Origin of the sequence: Alishewanella agri BL06 (genome assembly GCF_000272005.1) — a bacterium.
GTDB classification, from domain to species: Bacteria; Pseudomonadota; Gammaproteobacteria; order Enterobacterales; family Alteromonadaceae; genus Alishewanella; species Alishewanella agri.
In genome coordinates this window covers 423,869-441,612 of sequence record NZ_AKKU01000011.1, presented here as the reverse complement: position 1 = coordinate 441,612, position 17,744 = coordinate 423,869, and the positions used below count along the sequence as shown (strand labels likewise).

At 50.2% G+C, this 17,744-nt stretch carries 14 protein-coding genes; 8 read left to right on the top strand and 6 right to left on the bottom strand.

What is annotated here, in order from left to right:
- Positions 1 to 83: 83 nt before the first annotated feature.
- The 8 genes from proB (at position 84) to ppiD (ending at position 11,127) form a co-directional block, all read left to right on the top strand.
- Positions 84 to 1,205, top strand: coding sequence for a glutamate 5-kinase (gene proB / locus AGRI_RS06565; RefSeq protein ID WP_008984199.1), 1,122 nt, complete (start codon positions 84 to 86; stop codon positions 1,203 to 1,205).
- Positions 1,202 to 2,455 (top strand): glutamate-5-semialdehyde dehydrogenase, encoded by a 1,254-nt coding sequence (locus AGRI_RS06560; RefSeq protein ID WP_008984198.1) that lies wholly within the window; start codon positions 1,202 to 1,204, stop codon positions 2,453 to 2,455. Before proB ends, AGRI_RS06560 begins: the two co-directional genes overlap by 4 nt.
- Before the next feature lie 255 nt (positions 2,456 to 2,710).
- Positions 2,711 to 4,021 (top strand): trigger factor, encoded by a 1,311-nt coding sequence (gene tig, locus AGRI_RS06555; RefSeq protein ID WP_008984197.1) that lies wholly within the window; start codon positions 2,711 to 2,713, stop codon positions 4,019 to 4,021.
- Between the two features lie 133 nt (positions 4,022 to 4,154).
- Positions 4,155 to 4,760, top strand: a complete 606-nt coding sequence (gene clpP / locus AGRI_RS06550) for an ATP-dependent Clp endopeptidase proteolytic subunit ClpP (protein WP_008607512.1) — start codon at positions 4,155 to 4,157, stop codon at positions 4,758 to 4,760.
- Between the two features lie 50 nt (positions 4,761 to 4,810).
- The gene (gene clpX, locus AGRI_RS06545) at positions 4,811 to 6,091 is read left to right on the top strand and encodes an ATP-dependent protease ATP-binding subunit ClpX (protein ID WP_008984196.1); all 1,281 of its coding nucleotides are present in this window, start codon (positions 4,811 to 4,813) and stop codon (positions 6,089 to 6,091) included.
- 108 nt (positions 6,092 to 6,199) lie between these two features.
- Complete coding sequence (lon, locus tag AGRI_RS06540; protein ID WP_008984195.1) at positions 6,200 to 8,596, top strand: endopeptidase La; 2,397 nt, start codon at positions 6,200 to 6,202, stop codon at positions 8,594 to 8,596.
- A 209-nt stretch (positions 8,597 to 8,805) separates the two neighbouring features.
- Positions 8,806 to 9,078 (top strand): nucleoid-associated protein HU-beta, encoded by a 273-nt coding sequence (gene hupB, locus AGRI_RS06535; RefSeq protein WP_008607515.1) that lies wholly within the window; start codon positions 8,806 to 8,808, stop codon positions 9,076 to 9,078.
- 141 nt (positions 9,079 to 9,219) lie between these two features.
- Positions 9,220 to 11,127 carry a peptidylprolyl isomerase gene (gene ppiD / locus AGRI_RS06530; RefSeq protein WP_083847134.1) on the top strand — a complete coding sequence of 636 codons (1,908 nt, stop codon included), beginning with the start codon at positions 9,220 to 9,222 and terminating at the stop codon, positions 11,125 to 11,127.
- A gap of 108 nt (positions 11,128 to 11,235) precedes the next feature.
- Here the strand turns inward: ppiD and AGRI_RS06525 are convergent, their stop codons facing one another.
- From AGRI_RS06525 to AGRI_RS06500, 6 genes are read right to left on the bottom strand one after another with little or no spacing between them, the layout of a single operon-like run.
- Positions 11,236 to 12,426 (bottom strand): cache domain-containing protein, encoded by a 1,191-nt coding sequence (locus AGRI_RS06525; RefSeq protein ID WP_008984193.1) that lies wholly within the window; start codon positions 12,424 to 12,426, stop codon positions 11,236 to 11,238.
- Positions 12,427 to 12,475: 49 nt separating this feature from the next.
- Complete coding sequence (locus tag AGRI_RS06520) at positions 12,476 to 13,240, bottom strand: ATP-binding cassette domain-containing protein (RefSeq protein WP_008984192.1); 765 nt, start codon at positions 13,238 to 13,240, stop codon at positions 12,476 to 12,478.
- Complete coding sequence (locus AGRI_RS06515; RefSeq protein ID WP_008984191.1) at positions 13,237 to 14,232, bottom strand: peptide ABC transporter ATP-binding protein; 996 nt, start codon at positions 14,230 to 14,232, stop codon at positions 13,237 to 13,239. Before AGRI_RS06515 ends, AGRI_RS06520 begins: the two co-directional genes overlap by 4 nt.
- Entirely contained in the window at positions 14,232 to 15,125 is an 894-nt protein-coding gene (locus AGRI_RS06510) for an ABC transporter permease subunit (protein WP_008984190.1), read from the bottom strand. The genes AGRI_RS06515 and AGRI_RS06510 overlap by 1 nt, the downstream gene beginning before the upstream one ends.
- Before the next feature lies 1 nt (position 15,126).
- Positions 15,127 to 16,143, bottom strand: coding sequence for an ABC transporter permease (locus AGRI_RS06505; RefSeq protein ID WP_008984189.1), 1,017 nt, complete (start codon positions 16,141 to 16,143; stop codon positions 15,127 to 15,129).
- On the bottom strand, positions 16,140 to 17,723 hold the full coding sequence (locus tag AGRI_RS06500; protein ID WP_040291546.1) for an ABC transporter substrate-binding protein: 1,584 nt from the start codon (positions 17,721 to 17,723) through the stop codon (positions 16,140 to 16,142). Before AGRI_RS06500 ends, AGRI_RS06505 begins: the two co-directional genes overlap by 4 nt.
- Positions 17,724 to 17,744 lie beyond the last annotated feature (21 nt).

Sequence of the window (17,744 nt, the reverse complement as noted above, 5' to 3'; positions counted from 1 at the left end):
AAGCGTGGTGCAAACTGTAACCCGGGTGGTGCCGGGTTACAGTTTTTGCTAGAATAGCCGGCGGAACAACCAATGGAGGAGTTATGCTTAAGCCATCCTGGCGCAGGGTAGTACTGAAAGTCGGCAGTGCCCTGATTGCGCCGGACCAAGATGGATGCAGCGAAAGATATTTGCGTCCTATTGCCGAATTTATTCAACAATGTCGTCAACTTAACCGGGAAGTGATCCTGGTTTCTTCAGGTAGCGTCGCTGCCGGTCGCCATCATTTTCAGTTTCAACATCAGCGGGTGCCAATCGCACTGAAACGGGCTATGGCTGCTGTTGGCCAAACCGAAATGATGAATTTCTGGAGCCGCTGCTTCGATTTCCCCTGTGCGCAGGTGTTACTGACCCATGGCGATCTCAGTGATCGGGTGCGGCACATTAATGTTAAAAACACCCTTAAACGGTTGTTAGATCATGGTGTTTTACCGATCGTTAATGAAAACGATACTATCGCTACTGATGAGCTGAAAGTCGGTGATAACGATAACCTGGCAGCGATGGTCGCCAGTGTGGTTCAGGCTGATGCCTTGATTATTTGTTCGGATGTCAATGGTTTATATACCGCCGATCCAAACAAAGATCCCGCCGCCAAACTGATCCCGGAAGTCAGACAAATTACACCAGAGATTTATGCGCTGGCAGGTGGTGCCAGTTCACGGGTGGGCACCGGCGGTATGCGCACCAAAATTGAAGCGGCAGAAAAAGCCACCGCCCAGGGGGTGGATACGCTGATTGTCGATGGCCATCAGGCGACAACCTTTCAGTGTCTTTTAGCGGGTAACAATCCGGGCACCATTTTCTATGGTCAGAAAATACCCTTACCGGCTAAAAAACATTGGGTTAGACATACCCTGCGCGCCAAAGGCGAAATATGGGTTGATGACGGCTGTGTTGATGCGCTGTGCCAGCATGGCGCTTCATTATTGAGCAGTGGTATAGTGCGGGTAAAGGGCGATTTCGCGCCGGGCGATGCAGTGATTGTGCGTTGTTCAGTTAGCAAGCGCTCTATTGCCAAAGGTGTCAGCCGTTTTAGTGCCAGCCAGTTATTTTCGATCAAAGGCCAGCACAGTGAGAAAATTGCCTCTTGCCTGGGTTTTTGCCCCAATGGCAGTAATGCGGTGATCCACCGCAGTGAAATGATGTTACTGGAGAAATTATGATTAGCGATGTTGCGGCCAGTTTAGCCGCCGGTGCCGCTAAGGCCGCCAAAGCGGTTGCGACCTTGAGCACCGCTGAAAAAAATACGGTATTACAAGCTTTTGCCGACAAGATCCGCCTGGCTACGCCTACCATTCTGGCAGAGAACAGTGCCGAAGTTGCCGAAGCGGCGGCGAATGGCACCAGTGCAGCCATGCTGGACCGTCTGACCTTGACCGCAGAACGTATTGAAGCCATGGCGGCGGCCATTGAGCAAATTATTCAGTTGCCGGACCCGGTCGGGCAAAGCCGCTTTATCGAGCAGCGGCCAAATGGTATTCAGATTAGTAAGCGCCGTATTCCGCTGGGCGTCATTTGTATGATTTATGAAGCGCGGCCGAATGTCACGGCCGATGCCGGGGCCTTGTGCTTTAAAGCCGGTAATGCCGTGATCCTGCGTTGTGGCCGTGAGGCGATTAAAACCAGTCTGGCGATTGCCGGTGCGATGCGTCAGGCATTAACCGAGCATCAGTTGCCGCCCGAGGTACTGACGATAGTGCCGGATCCGGACCGCAATTTGCTGTTAGCCTTGTTAAAGCAGGAAGAGTATATCGACTTAGTGATCCCGCGCGGTGGCGAGGGCCTGATCCGCTTTGTTACCGAGCAGAGCCGGATTCCGGTGATCCAGCATTTTAAAGGTGTCTGCCATCTGTATGTTGATAAAGCCGCTGATCCGGCTATGGCGCTTAAGCTACTGCTAAACGGTAAAGTACAGCGTCCCGGCGTCTGTAATGCGTTGGAAGGCTTATTAGTGCATCAGGCGATCGCGGCAGACTTTTTACCGCTGGCCGCGCAGGCACTGGCCGAACATCAGGTCAAGGTGCATGCCTGTCAGCGCAGTTTGCCTTACTTTAATGGTGCTTCGCCGATTGCTGATGACGAATTTGGTCAGGAGTATCTGGCACCGGAGATTGCAGTACGGGTAGTGGATGATTTGACTGCGGCTCTGGCACATATTGACCGCTTCGGCAGTCAGCATACTGAAGTGATTTGCACCGCTGATCAGGCCGCAGCTGACCGCTTCCTCACCAGTGTAGATACTGCCGTGGTAATGCACAATGCGTCGTCGCGTTTTTCTGATGGTGGTGAGCTGGGGCTGGGTGCAGAGATTGGCATCTCTACCAGTAAACTCCATGCCTATGGCCCGATGGGACTGGAAGCCCTGACCACCGAAAAATTTGTGGTCCAGGGTGAGGGTCAGACGCGCGGCTAACGAATCGAAATAAATCTGACTTGTTGTCGCAAAAAATGCAGAAAAAACGGGCTTTTCGTTTAACGAAAGCCCGTTTTTTATTAGCTCTTACAAACACTTAAAGACAGTAAATTGAAGGGCTCGACTCGCGGCTTCTAGCCCGCTATAATGCCGCGTCCAATTATTAACAGGTCAGGTTCATCCTAAGTTTGTCGACACCCGGCCAAGACAAAACGGCGTATCCAAGGCGCCTGACATTGAATTTGAGGTAAAACGATGCAAGTTTCTGTTGAAACCACCCAGGGTTTAGAGCGCCGTGTAAATATTACTGTGCCGGCTGCAACATTAGATAACGAAGTAAAAAGCCGCCTGCGTGACGTAGCAAAACGTCAGCGTATCGATGGCTTCCGTCCTGGTAAAGCGCCTATTTCAATCATCCAAAAACGTTTTGGCCTGGCGGTACTGCAGGAAGTGGCGTCTGAGCAAATGCAACGCGCTTTTTACGAAGCCATTATCGAACACAAATTAACCCCAGCCGGTGCGCCAACTTTTGCTCCGGAAGCGCTGGAAAGCGGTAAAGATCTGGCTTTCACTGCGACTTTCGAAATCTACCCGGAAGTGACTGTTGCTGCACTGGATAAAGTGGAAGTGACGAAGCCAGTGGTTGAGATCTCTGAAGACGATCTGAATAAGATGCTGGAAACACTGCGTAAGCAACACGCCAAGTGGGAAGCCTCTGACGCTGCTGCAGCTGCTGGTGATCGCGTAACGATTGATTTCGTTGGTTCTATCGACGGCGAAGAGTTTGAAGGCGGTAAAGCTTCTAACTTCGTACTGGAGTTAGGTCAGGGCCGGATGATCCCTGGCTTTGAAGATGACATCATCGGCAAAAAAGCTGGCGAAGCCGTTACCGTTAACGTGACCTTCCCAGCAGAGTACCACGCGGAAAACCTGAAAGGTAAAGCCGCCAGCTTCGCCGTAACAGTAAACAAAGTTGAGCAGCAAGTACTGCCTGAGCTGAACGACGAGTTCGCGGCGCTGTTTGGTTTAACTGAAGCCACTGTTGACGCACTGAAAGCTGAAGTACGTAAGAATATGGAACGCGAGCTGAAGCAAACCATTAAAGGTAAAGTGAAAGAGCAGGTCATCAAAGGCTTACTGGCAACTAACGAAGTTGAAGTACCAAAAGCCCTGATCGCCAGCGAAGTTGACGTACTGCGTCAGCAAGCGATGCAACGTTTTGGTCAGAACGTAAATCCGAAGCAATTACCAGAGCTGCCAGCTTCTCTGTTCGAAGAGCAGGCGAAAGATCGCGTTAAAGTCGGTCTGTTATTGGGCGAAATCATCAAGACTAACAGCCTGAAAGTTGACGAAGCTAAGGTACAAGAGCTGATCGATAACGTCGCTTCTGCCTACGAAGATCCGGCTGAAGTTGTGGCTTACTACAAAGGCAACAAAGAGCTGATGCAAAGCATGCGTAACGTGGCTTTAGAAGAACAGGCGATCGAAGTGGTGCTGGCAGCTGCTAAAGTCACTGAACAAGCTGCTGCTTTCGATGAGATTATGAACCCGAAGGCCGCTAACTAAGATTGACTTCTTAGGCTGGCACGGTTTTAATGGCTCGGACACCTGTTCGGGCCATTTTATTTTGCGGCACCGCTATTTTCGACACCTTACAGCTTTAGAGAAGGGATCCCAGATTATGCCAATGTCTCGTGACATGAATGAGATTGTCAACGCCTTAGTACCCATCGTCATTGAACAAACCGCCAAGGGTGAACGCTCCTTTGATATCTACTCGCGGCTGTTAAAAGAACGGGTGATTTTTCTCACCGGCCAGGTCGAAGATCATATGGCGAATCTGATTGTCGCCCAATTATTGTTCCTTGAATCTGAAAATCCGGAAAAAGACATCTATATTTATATCAATTCACCGGGCGGTTCGGTCACGGCGGGTTTATCGATTTATGATACGATGCGTTATATCAAGCCGGATATCGCAACCGTCTGTGTTGGCCAGGCAGCCAGTATGGGCGCATTCCTGTTATCCGGCGGTACCAAGGGTAAGCGTTACTGCTTACCGAATGCGCGGGTGATGATTCACCAGCCGTTAGGGGGCTTCCAGGGCCAGGCGACGGATTTTGAGATCCATGCCCGGGAGATTTTAAGTATTAAAGAGAAGCTCAACCGCTTAATGGCGGAACACTCAGGCAAGAGCTATGAGCAAGTGTGCAAGGATACCGAGCGCGATAACTTCTTAAGTGCGCAGCAAGCCTTGGATTATGGCCTGATCGATGCCATATTAACGCAGCGGGATGCGAAATAATTTATAGCAGGCCGGGTTTGGGCCCGGCTGGTTGAACAAGAGGTAGTTACATGTCTGATCACCGCACTGACGGCGATAAGAGCGGCAAATTACTGTACTGCTCTTTTTGTGGCAAATCACAGCATGAAGTGCGTAAGTTGATCGCAGGCCCACAAGTTTATATTTGTGATGAATGCGTTGACCTATGCAACGATATCATTCGGGAAGAGATTAAAGATATCTCGCCGAAGCGCGATACCGAGAAGTTGCCGACGCCGCGTGATATCCGCAAACATCTGGACGATTATGTGATCGGTCAGGAGCATGCGAAGAAGGTTCTGGCGGTAGCGGTCTATAACCACTACAAACGCCTGCGTAGCATCCAGCAAAAGCAGGATGTGGAACTGGGTAAGAGTAATATTCTGTTGATTGGTCCTACCGGTAGCGGTAAAACGCTGCTGGCTGAAACCCTGGCGCGTTTACTGGATGTGCCTTTTACCATGGCCGACGCTACCACACTCACCGAAGCCGGTTATGTTGGTGAAGACGTGGAAAATATCATTCAGAAACTGCTGCAAAAATGCGATTACGACGTTGAAAAAGCACAGCGCGGTATTGTCTATATCGATGAAATCGACAAGATCTCCCGCAAGTCTGATAACCCGTCGATTACCCGTGATGTGTCCGGTGAAGGCGTACAGCAGGCACTGTTAAAGCTGATTGAAGGCACTATCGCTTCAGTACCACCGCAGGGCGGTCGTAAGCATCCACAGCAGGAGTTTTTGCAGGTTGATACCTCTAAAATTCTGTTTATCTGCGGTGGCGCTTTCGCAGGTCTGGATAAAGTGATTGAACAACGGTTAGCTAAAGGTTCAGGTATTGGTTTTGGCGCTGAAGTGAAAAGCAAAGAAAGTAGCCGCAGCCTGACCGAGAGTTTCCGCGATGTCGAGCCAGAAGATTTAGTGAAATACGGCCTGATCCCGGAATTTATTGGTCGTTTGCCAGTTGTTGCTACCTTAACCGAACTTGACCTGGCTGCCTTGATGCAAATCCTGAGTCAGCCAAAGAATGCGCTGATTAAGCAGTTCGCTGCCTTATTTGCGATGGAAGAGGTCGATCTGGAGTTTCGCGATGATGCATTAAAAGCCATCGCGCAAAAAGCCATGGACCGTAAGACCGGCGCCCGGGGTTTACGCTCTATCGTTGAAGGCGTGTTGCTGGACACCATGTACGAATTACCGTCGATGCAGGATGTCAGCAAGGTCGTTATTGACGAGACAGTGATCCGCGGCGAGAGTCAGCCCATACTTATCTACGAGAGCAGCGAGCCGGCGGTAGCCGAATCGCATTAAAAAAAGGAGCTGCAAAGCTCCTTTTTTATCTGATGAATTGAAGTTTCCGGAAAAAGCCCCATATACTGGCTTATATCGCCTGCAGTTATTAATTTCGAGAGCTATTTCATGACCACAGAACACCAAGAAACCTTGCATATGCCGGTATTGGCATTGCGGGATGTCGTTGTTTACCCGCATATGGTGATCCCACTTTTTGTTGGCCGGGCGAAGTCTATTAAGTGTTTAGATGCGGCGATGGACAACGATAAGCAGATCTTTTTAGTGGCACAAAAAGACGCCACTCTGGATGATCCGACCGAAAAAGACCTTTATCAGATCGGTACCGTTGCCACTATTCTGCAACTGTTAAAATTACCGGATGGCACTGTAAAGGTGTTAGTTGAAGGCGGTAAGCGCGCCAAACTGAGTAAATTTACTGAGACCAAAGACAGCTTTGCGGCCTTTGTCGAGCTGGTGCCAACTCAGGATATTGATAGCCGAGAGCAGGAAGTGTTTTTGCGTTCGGCTATTAACCAATTTGAAGGCTATATTAAGCTCAATAAAAAGATCCCGCCTGAGGTACTCACTGCGCTAAGCGGTATCGATGATGCGGCTCGTCTCGCTGATACGATGGCGGCGCATATGCCGCTGAAAGTCGAAGATAAGCAAAAAGTACTAGAACTAACCGATGTTACGGCGCGGTTGGAATATCTGATGGCGATGATGGAAAGCGAAATCGATATTCTGCAGGTTGAACGCCGCATCCGTAGCCGGGTGAAAAAGCAGATGGAGAAAAGCCAGCGCGAGTACTATCTGAACGAACAAATGAAAGCCATCCAGCGCGAGCTCGGTGAGCTGGAAGATGCGCCGGATGAGTTTGAAACCCTGTCGAAGAAAATTGCTGAAGCAAAAATGCCGGCTGAAGCTGAAGCCAAAGCGAAAGCAGAACTGCAAAAACTGAAAATGATGTCACCGATGTCAGCAGAAGCGACAGTGGTGCGCAGCTATATCGATTGGTTAACTCAGGTACCTTGGCAAACACGCTCTAAGGTGAAGAAAAACCTGGCCGCTGCTGAGCAAATCCTGAATGCCGATCACTATGGCCTGGAGAAGGTCAAAGAGCGGATCATGGAATATCTGGCGGTGCAGCAGCGGGTTAACAAGTTAAAAGGGCCCATTCTGTGTTTAGTTGGTCCGCCGGGTGTCGGTAAAACGTCACTGGGGCAATCGGTTGCCAAGGCAACCGGCCGCAAATATGTGCGGATGGCCTTAGGCGGGGTGCGGGATGAAGCGGAAATCCGTGGTCACCGCCGTACTTATATCGGCTCGATGCCAGGCAAGATTATCCAGAAGATGGCAAAAGTTGGAGTGCGTAACCCATTGTTCCTGCTGGATGAAATTGACAAGATGGCATCGGATTTCCGTGGTGATCCGGCAGCGGCGTTGTTAGAGGTACTGGATCCGGAGCAGAATGGTGCCTTTAGCGATCATTACCTGGAAGTTGACTACGATCTGTCTGATGTGATGTTTTTCGCCACCTCTAACAGCCTGAATATTCCGCCGGCTCTGCTGGATCGGATGGAAGTCATCCGCTTATCGGGTTATACCGAGGATGAAAAGCTGAATATTGCCAAACAGCACCTGGTACCAAAACAGGTGAGTCGCAATGGTTTGAAGCCGTCCGAAGTGCTGATTGAAGATAGCGCCATTATCGGCATTATCCGTTACTACACCCGTGAAGCCGGGGTGCGCAGCTTAGAGCGGGAAATTTCGAAACTTTGCCGCAAGGCAGTGAAGCAAATTCTGCTAAGCAAAGGTTTAAAGCAAGTCGTGATTAACGACGCTAATCTGGAAGAGTTCTTAGGTGTACACCGCTTTGACTACGGTAAAGCCGAAGACAGCAACCGCATCGGTCAGGTGACCGGTCTCGCCTGGACCGAAGTGGGGGGCGATTTACTAACCATTGAAGCGGCGGCTGTCGTGGGTAAGGGTAAGCTGACCTATACCGGTTCACTCGGTGATGTGATGAAAGAATCCATTCAGGCGGCGATGACGGTGGTACGCAGCCGTGCTGAGGGACTGCGGATTAACGAAGACTTCTACGAGAAACGTGATATCCATGTGCATGTACCGGAAGGCGCAACGCCAAAGGATGGCCCCAGTGCCGGTATTGCGATGGTCACAGCGCTGGTGTCGAGCCTAACCGGTAATCCGGTGCGGGCAGATGTCGCTATGACCGGTGAAATTACGCTACGTGGTGAAGTGCTACCGATTGGTGGCTTAAAAGAGAAGCTTTTAGCTGCACACCGTGGTGGCATTAAACGGGTATTAATACCGCATGACAATATTCGTGATCTGAAAGAAATTCCGGAAAACGTCAAAACGGCGCTCGAAATTCGACCGGTAAAATGGATTGAGGAAGTACTGGAAGCCGCGTTACAAGAGCCTTTGGCACGGGTGACAGTGGCAAATACGGTAAAAAATGCAGCAAAAAGCAAAAAAACCGAAAAAAATCCGGTTTAGGGGCTTTTCATTCCTGTTGGCTGTGCTAAGTTATGGACAGTTTCGGCTAAGCCCTTGTGTAGCAAGGGCTGTAGCCTAAGCCAAAAAAATTAGTTTTAATGTTTCTGCTGCTTGCAAGCACGGCCGTTGCTTGTTATAACAAGCAGGCAATGCTTAGAACTAGTAGTTCGCTGTTGTAGAAAATAATAACAATTGAAGGGGATGATATTGTGAACAAGTCTCAACTGATCGACAAAATTGCTGCGAATGCAGATATCTCTAAGGCCGCAGCAGGTCGCGCGTTAGACGCGTTCATCGACGCTGTTACCGAAGCTCTTAAGGAAGGCGACTCAGTAGCTTTAGTCGGTTTTGGTACTTACAGTGTACGTGAGCGTGCTGCCCGTACCGGCCGTAACCCACAAACTGGTGCTACTATTCAAATCGCTTCTGCGAAGATTCCTTCTTTCAAGCCGGGTAAGGCGTTAAAAGACGCAGTTAACTAATAGAACTTTCGTCCGGCGCGCCGGGGGAGTTCCGCAAGCCAGCAGTGTATTCGCAGGCTTCTATAAAAAAGGCGCATCTGTTAAGATGCGCTTTTTTTTTAACACAATTTTTGTGTCACGAATAACAGAGAACGCGCAACGATGTTAGAACGAATCAGAGAAGGCTCGCAGGGTATGACCGCCAAGATCATTCTTGGCCTGGTGATCCTGACATTTGCATTGGCAGGTGTTGGCGGTTACCTCAGTTCGCCCCGCGAGGCGATAGTCGCTGTGGTGAATGGCGAAGAGATTAGTCAGGCAACTTACGAGCAAGCCTTACAAAATGAACGGTCGAGAATGCAACAGCAATTCGGTGAAATGTACGATGTGCTGGCTGCTGACCCAACTTATATGGCGAATTTCCGCAGTGAAGTGCTGGAACGGGTGATTGACGATACACTGCAAAAGCAGTTTGCCCGCAAGCTGGGGTTACGTGTCGGTGACGATCAAGTGCGTGACACTGTCGTTAACTTGCCACAGTTCCAGGTAGACGGCGTATTTAATAATGATCGCTTCTTGGCACTATTACGTCAGGCAGGCTACCAACCGGCAGATTTTCGCGAGCTGGTGCGTGAGGATCTGTCTACGTCACAGCTAATGCAAGGTTTAGTCGGTAGTGAGTTCGGCCTCGCTGGTGAAATTAACCAGCTGTTAGCGTTACAGCAGCAAACCCGCGATATCCGCTACTTTACCGTACCCGCCAGCCGCTTTGCGGAACAAGTTGAACTGACCGATGACAAGCTGAATAGCTACTATCAGCAAAACCTGCAGCGTTTTATGACGCCAGAGCAGGTCGCGGTGGAGTACGTCGAATTATCGGCCGCGCAACTGGCAACAGATATTGAGGTTACGTCGCAGCAGATCGCTGACTACTACCAAGCCAATCAGTCCAGATTTGGCAGCACTGAGCAGCGCTCTGTCGCTCACATTATGCTAGAGAGCGAGCAAGACGATCCTGCTTTACAACAGCAAGCGGAAGCAATTTTGGCTGAGTTACAGGCGGGTGCAGATTTTGCTGCTCTGGCCAAACAACATTCTGCCGATACCTTTTCTGCAGAGAATGGTGGTGAGCTAGGCGAACTGGTGGCCGGGCAGATGGACCCGGTATTTGAAGCTGCTGCATTTGCCTTAACGGAAGTGGGTCAGCTGAGCCAGGTAGTGAAAAGCGAATTTGGCTACCATATTATTAAACTGAGCAGCTACACGCCAGCCAGCATCAAAACGCTGGATGAGGTATCAGCGGAAATTGCGGCTACGTTAAAAGCTGAACAAGCTACTGCCTTATTCTTCGACTTGCAGCAACGTTTAGCGCAGTTGGCTTTTGAACAACCGGATAACCTGGAAGAGGCCGCTGAGGCCATCGGCGCTTCGGTGCAGTCTACCGCCTTGTTTAGTCGCGAAACGGCGCCAGAAGTCTTGGCTGCACCGGCGATTTTAACCCGGCTGTTTAACCCGGGCTTTATCGCTGAAGGGTTAAACTCAGACGTGCTGGAACTGGCCCGTGGGCATGTGGTTGTTGCCCGGATCAAAGAACATCAACCGGCACGCACTCAACCTCTGGAAGAAGTGCGCGACGTGGTGCAAGCTGCCGTGCAGCAGCAGGAAGTGTCAAAGTTAACCCTGCAATATGTACAAGGCTTATTGGTTGATGCTGCAAGTCTGCAACAGTTGGCGGAGCAAGCCGCAGCAGACATTACTGTGAGTGCTGAAACACCACGTTTTGGTGGTAGTCTGGCGACCGAAATCCGAGCTAAGGCCTTTGCTATGCCAAAACCAGCCGCTGACAGCAGCAGTCTGGATTCAGTACAGTTGGCCTCGGGTGATGTTGCTGTGATAGCGGTCGATAAGGTCGTAGATGCGCAAATTAGCAGTGTGCCCGATGCCGGTCAACTGGAAGCTATTGCCCGGCAACAAGCTGAGCAAAACTACCAGGCATTGCTAGCGACTTTACGTGCAGAAGCCACAATTAGCCGTCAGCTGCGTAACACCGTAGTGAATGAAGATTTCTAAGCCGAAAAGCTAGAAGATAAAGGGAGCTGCGGCTCCCTTTTTACTTTTAAATTTAAACCACTTCCAATGGCGGTTGACTATTACTCACAGCGGGCATCGTCCTGCGAACTAATCAACACAGTAGCCGGGGCTAATACCATTACGTTGACAGTACTGTAAGCTGAGTTCAACATCCAACCCAAGTGTCAACGCGCCAAGTGGCTCTCCCTGCGCATTATTGACCGGCACAGTTAACTGCACCAGAAAGCGCTGGCTGGACGCATCAAAACGCACACTGTCCAGCAGATGACTGACTGGCTGCGCAAACACTTGCTGATACTTAATCTCATCGCCTTGCCAGTAATCTGAGGTGACGGCACTAATCGCCACATTACGGCCCTGCGCATCCATCAGAATGATTTCTGCAACGCGACCGGAGAATTGTTGTTGCCACCGCGCTAACCATTGCGATAATTCTGTGTGTAGCATACTTTCGGCCAGTTGTGGTTGGCCTTGTTTCACTTCGTCAATCCAGCGTTGGTCATGTTGGGAAATCTGCTCTGGTGACCAGGGTGTGGCATTTTGGCTCTGCAGAGCTTGCTGGATGAGCGCTTGTGTTGCCAGTTCTGATGCTGGCGGCAAAAATGCGTCTAAGACTATACGCTGTTCGCGTTCGGACAAGATAAAAGGTGTTTGGCTGCAGCTGGGGATCAGCGCATTGAAACGGCTTAAGAACCCCGGTCTTTGTTGCAAGAATTGACTGGAAAAGTAGACACCCAAAGGGACATAGCGGAAAAAACGTACTGAGAAGTCCTGTCTTACCAGCCCCAAACGTGCTGCCGTTTGTTCAAATACTTCTAAATCCATCAGGATGCGATCAACCCGCTTCAGGTTTAACATTTTTACCAGCTCTTCGCTGGTATTAACCTCGGCCGCGGCGGCTAAATCCATAGTTTCGAACCATTTCGCCTGGTGGCTGCCACGTACGGCACCCAAACGCTTCACCGGCGGAGGTACTGAGAGGGTTGAACGGTGCTCAATCCAGTACCAGTTTTCCAGATAAAGTGGTGCTGACAGTTGGCCAAAAGGCTCCATTTCCTGCAGTAAAACGGCAGTGAAATAACCATCCAGCCGGTTTAAGCGAACTTCCTGTCGTGCGCGAAGCCAGGGTAACGACAGCAGATTATAGGGTTGTTCCAGCTGTTGCATAATACAAGCGACCTGCAACACGGCACTGTCTTCTGCGGGAGAGGCAATGTTGGTGCCAAGCTGAGCGGGTATTGCTGCACCCAGAGCTGCCAAGAACGCCAAAGCAAGCATGTCTGACCTTATTTTATTATTTTATTACCGAGTATAGCAGAGGCACATTTTACAGCAGGCTACTTAGCAGTTTGCGGGTATAGTCGTGCTGTGGGTTACGGAAGATATCTGCGGTCGCTCCGTAGTCTGTCGTTACCCCCTGAGCTAATACCAGCATATCATCACTCAGATGTTGTACAAGCTGTAAGTTATTAGTAATCAGCAGGTAAGCTAAGCCGTTTTGCTGCTGTAAGTGTAACAATAGATTTACAATTTGTGCCCGTAAAGAGGGATCTAACGCCGACAACGCCTGATCCAGGATCAGTAATTTCGGATCGAGAATCAGCGCTCTGGCCAGGGCTACCCGCTGCAGTTGGCCACCAGAAAACATATGTGGATAATATTCAGCGTGTTCATCTAACAAACCCAGTTGGCGCAGGGTTTGACGGATCTTGATCTGGCGCTGTGCCGGGTCCAGAATGGTGCTAAAACGCAACACATCTTCCAGCATCTGGCCGACCTTTTGCAACGGATTCAGGGATTGGCTGGCATCCTGAAAGATAAAACGGATCACATGATTATATTTCTTGTAATCGCTGATCTGGATTTCTTGACCCGCCAGACGAATTTGGCCGCTATCAGGTTTTTCGATGCCGACCAGTAATTTGGCCAGAGTGCTTTTACCCGAACCGGTTTCGCCGACAATCGCCAGCGTTTTACCGCTTTGGAGACTAAAGCTGATATTTTGTAACGCCTGAATTTTTTTACGCCCAAATAAACCTTGCGGTTTAAAGTAACTTTTACTCAGTTGTTCCACTTCCAGTAATGTATTCATTTTTCGGCCTTGTACTGCAATGGAAAATGGCAGCTATAAAAATGATTTTGCAACCGTTCTTGCAGCGGAGTTTTGACACACTCTTTACGAGCGTTCGGACAGCGTGGCCCCAGTCGACAGCCAATAGGCAAATGCTGCAAGGTTGGAATACTACCGGGTAAAGCATACAGTGGCGCTTTGGGTGCTAACTCAGGCTGAAACTCCGGCACACTTTTTACTAAAGCATCGGTATAAGGATGGAAAGGTTGGCTCAGAATATTGCTGGTCTCGCCACTTTCTACTAATTGCCCGCAGTACAACACACTCAGATTCTGAGTGTAGCGGGCAACACTTTCCAGTTCGTGACTAATCAACAGTACCGACATGCCTCTAAGCTGGTTAAAACTGGCCAGCAAGCGAAATAATTGCGCCTGAGTTGTACTTTCCAGCGCGGTAGTGGGTTCATCGGCGATCAGTAGTTTGGGATTTTTCGCGATGGCCATGGCAATCATCACTTTTTGGCATAGTCCCTCTGAAAGCTGAAACGGATAACTTTGCAAAATCGCTTTATGGTCACGGATCCCAACTTTGTGGAGCAGGGCAATGGCTCTTTTTCGACGTAAGAAAGGTCGCTGCCACCAACTGCCTTCCAGCAGTTCACTGGGTATGGCTTCCTCTAACTGGTCGGCGATAGCGGCTGTCGGATCCAGGCTACGACTCGGCTCCTGGTAGATCATCGCAATGTCACGGCCAATAATTTTACGTCGTTGTTCGCTGGAAAGTCTTAGTAAGTCTTGTCCCAGCCAGCTGAAACGGTCGGCATGGATCCGCCAGCGCCGATTAAGTACGCCAACAATGGCCTTGGCAATTAAGCTTTTACCCGAACCGGATTCGCCAACCAGACCGCGGGTTTCGCCTTCTTTTAAACTCAGACTCACCCGGTCAACAGCACGAATTAAGCCATCCGGCGTCTCCAGTTCAATGGTCAGATTTTTAATATCGAGCAACAGCATTAGCTCTCCCGTCGGCGTTGCATCGCCGTTTTCAGACCGTCACCCACCAGATTAACCGATAGCACGGCTGCAAAAATTAATAAACCTGGGATGGCGACACTAGCCGGGGCTAAATAAATTAAATCCAGTGAGTCGCTGATCATAGCTCCCCATTCCGGGATGGGGGCCTGCGCACCCAAACTCAGGAAACCCAAAGCCGCGATATCCAGAATGGCGGTGGATAGCGCCATACTGCTCATTACAATAATTTTCTCCCAGATATTGGGAATAATTAGCCGGGTTAATACTTGCCAGTTGTTGGCACCATCCAACCGGTAAGCGGTAACATAGTCCTTTTTCAGCTGTTCATTGATGGCGTTACGAATACCATGCACAAATTGTGGCAGCAAAGCCAGGCTGACCGCCCAGGCGGTGTTTGCCAAACCCGGGCCGAGTACCGCAACAATAATAATGGCCAGTAACAACGATGGGATGGTCAGAATAAGATCAAGTAAATGATTAAAAAAACTCGATTTCATACCTTGGCTCATACCAGCCAGCGCACCCAGTGCCAAACCGGCCAGCAAAGCACCTATCACCGTCACTAGTGCCAGACCAAAGGTAAAGGTGGTGCCTTTAAGCAGTCTGGATAGCAGATCCCGGCCCAGATCGTCAGTACCAAATGGATATTGCACTAAACCTTGTTCTGACCAGGATGGCGGTAACAACAGCAGGTTATCTGCTTGCAGGTATGGATCATGCGGGGTAATAAAGGGCGCGACCAGACTTAACAGTAAAAAACTGCTAAATAATGCTAAACCAAACAGCGCACTGTGTTGACGGGCAAACTCACGCCACAATTGTGCCAGCGGGGAGCGATGTTGCTCTTCAAAGTACAGCCGGAACTTGCGCATCTTAGCGTTTCCTGGCCAGAGGGTTGAAAAAAGTATGCAAAATTTCTGTCAGCATATTAACCGTAATCACCAGTACCGAAATAATCATCAAGCCAGCCTGAATCGCCGGAAAGTTGCGTTGATAAATACTATCCAGTAACCAGCGGCCAATACCCGGCCAGGAAAAAATCACTTCTGTCAGCATAGCCAGTGTAATCAGCGCGCTGAATTGTAAACCTATTTGACGGATTACCGGTAACAGTGCATTACGCAGGCCATGCCGGTAAAGTACCTGTAGCCGGCTTAATCCTTTGGCTTTGGCCGTTTTAATATAGTTTTGCTCCCACACTTCCAGCATCGCGTCACGCACAAAGCGAATCATCACCGTGGTGGGAAAGGTCGCCAGTACCACTGTGGGTAACGCCAGATGGCGCAGCGCATCAAGAAAGATCGCTTGTTGATAAGGTGTTTCGGCCAGAAAAATATCGACCAGCATAAAACCGGACACGGTTGGAATTTCATAGAGCACGCCAAGCCGGCCACCAGATGGAAACCAGCCGAGGCCAACTGAAAACACCATAATCAGCAACAATGCCCACCAGAATACCGGTAATGAATAGCCGGCAACGGTAATGGTATTAATGATCTTACCCAGGTAACCCTCTGGTTTAATCGCCGCCAGGATGCCGAGGGGGACGCCGAACAGAAAAGACACCAACAGCGCATAACTGGTAAGCTCAATGGTAGCGGGTAAGACTTGGCGGATTTCGCTAAGCAGTGGCTGCTGGCTGGCCAATGACAGTCCCCAATCACCGTGCCATAAGCGGTTCAGAAAGGCCAGGTATTGACTCAGATAAGAGTGATCCAGGCGGTAGGCCGCAGTAAGCTCGGCGCGCAGTTGCGGTTCAAGCTGGCGGATGCCGCTGAAGTTTTGTAATGGATCGCCGGGGAACAGATAGCCGAGGCTAAATGCCAGTAAGCTTAAGCCAAACAGCACAGTACCAAGTAAAAACAGCCGCCGGAGTAAAAAATTAATCATGGCTGGACCCGCCTGGCACTGAATAAGGCGATGCCACCGTAGGGGTTAATGGTCACCCCCTCGATCTGGCTGTTAATTGCCTGGATCCGTTGTGAATGAGCCAGCGCCACCAGCGGCATTTCTGTTTGTAAATATTGCTGCGCCGCCAGATAAAAACTGCGTCTTTGCAGTTGATCATCAGTGAGTAAAGCTTGATTGAGAATACGGTCAAATACCGGATCACACCATTGCGCTCTGTTGCTGCCACTCTCCAGTGCGGCGCAGCTGAGCAGAGGGCGAAAGAAGTTATCCGGATCGGCATTATCTGCAGCCCAGCCAATCAACACTGAGTCATGCTCTCCTTCAGTCAGCTTACGACGAAACGTATTCCACTCATAACTGACGATGGTCGCGTTAACCCCGATCTGAGCTAAATCGGCCTGGATCAGTTCGGCCATTTTCAGTGCATTGGGGTTATAAAGCCGTTGTACCGGCATTGCCCAAATTGTCATATTAAAGCCACTCGCCAGGCCGGCTTCAGCCAGTAAGGCTTTCGCTGCCTGCGGGTTGTATTCCGGCGTGGCCAGCTGTTGGTTAAATGCCCAGGAGGTGGGCGGTAGTACTGAACGCGCGGCGGTTGCCTGATTAAAGTAAACCGCTTGCAAAATTGCCCGCTGATTAATCGCCAGCGCCAGCGCTTGTCTGACTTTAACCTGATTAAACGGCGGGCGCTGGGTATTAAACGCCCAAAACCCGACGTTCATGCTGGTGCTTTCCTGCACTTTGACATCTGGTCGTTCAGTAACCAGAGCCAGCTCAGCTAAGCGGGGATAGGCAATCACATCACATTCGTGTGTCAGCAGTTTGGCCATGCGCCGGGCATTGTTTGGCACAATATCAAACACCAGTTGCTGCATTGCCGCCGGACCGCGCCAATAGTGCGGATGCTGATAAAAGCGGACTAAGACGTCTTTTTGATATTCGCGGAAAATAAAGGGGCCGCTGCCAATGGGCTGGCTGTCCAACAGTTGTGGCGCATTGGCGGCCAATAATTGCGCCGCGTATTCTGCTGACAGGATGGCAGCAAAATCGGTTGCCAGGTTGGATAAAAATGAGCTATCGGGCCGGCTTAATTCAAATCTGACCCGATATGGTTCAGGTGCGCTAACTTGTTTAACCAGGGACGCCCAGTCAACGCTCTGAAAATAGGGATAGATACCGCCGCCGATAAAATGGAATGGATGCTCTGGATCCATAATCCGATTAAAAGTAAAGACCACATCTTCGGCATTGAGCACCCGGCTGGGTTGAAAATAGTCGGTTTGATGCCACTGCACATCGTGGCGCAGGTCAAATTCATACACCAGGCCATCAGCTGAGCTTTGCCAGCCTTTGGCCAGAGCGGGGCGCAACTCACCGCTGGCTGCGTCAATATCCAGCAAGCGATCATATAACTGCTGACTAATAATATCGATGGTAGTGCCCGAGGTAACCCGCTGCGGATTAAAATGCTCTGGGGCGCCTTCTGCGCAGTACACCAGGCCATCGGCCCGCAGATCTTGTTGTTCGGCTGAACAGCCGGCTAAACCTAAGGCCAGCATGGCGGCTGACAAACAATATTT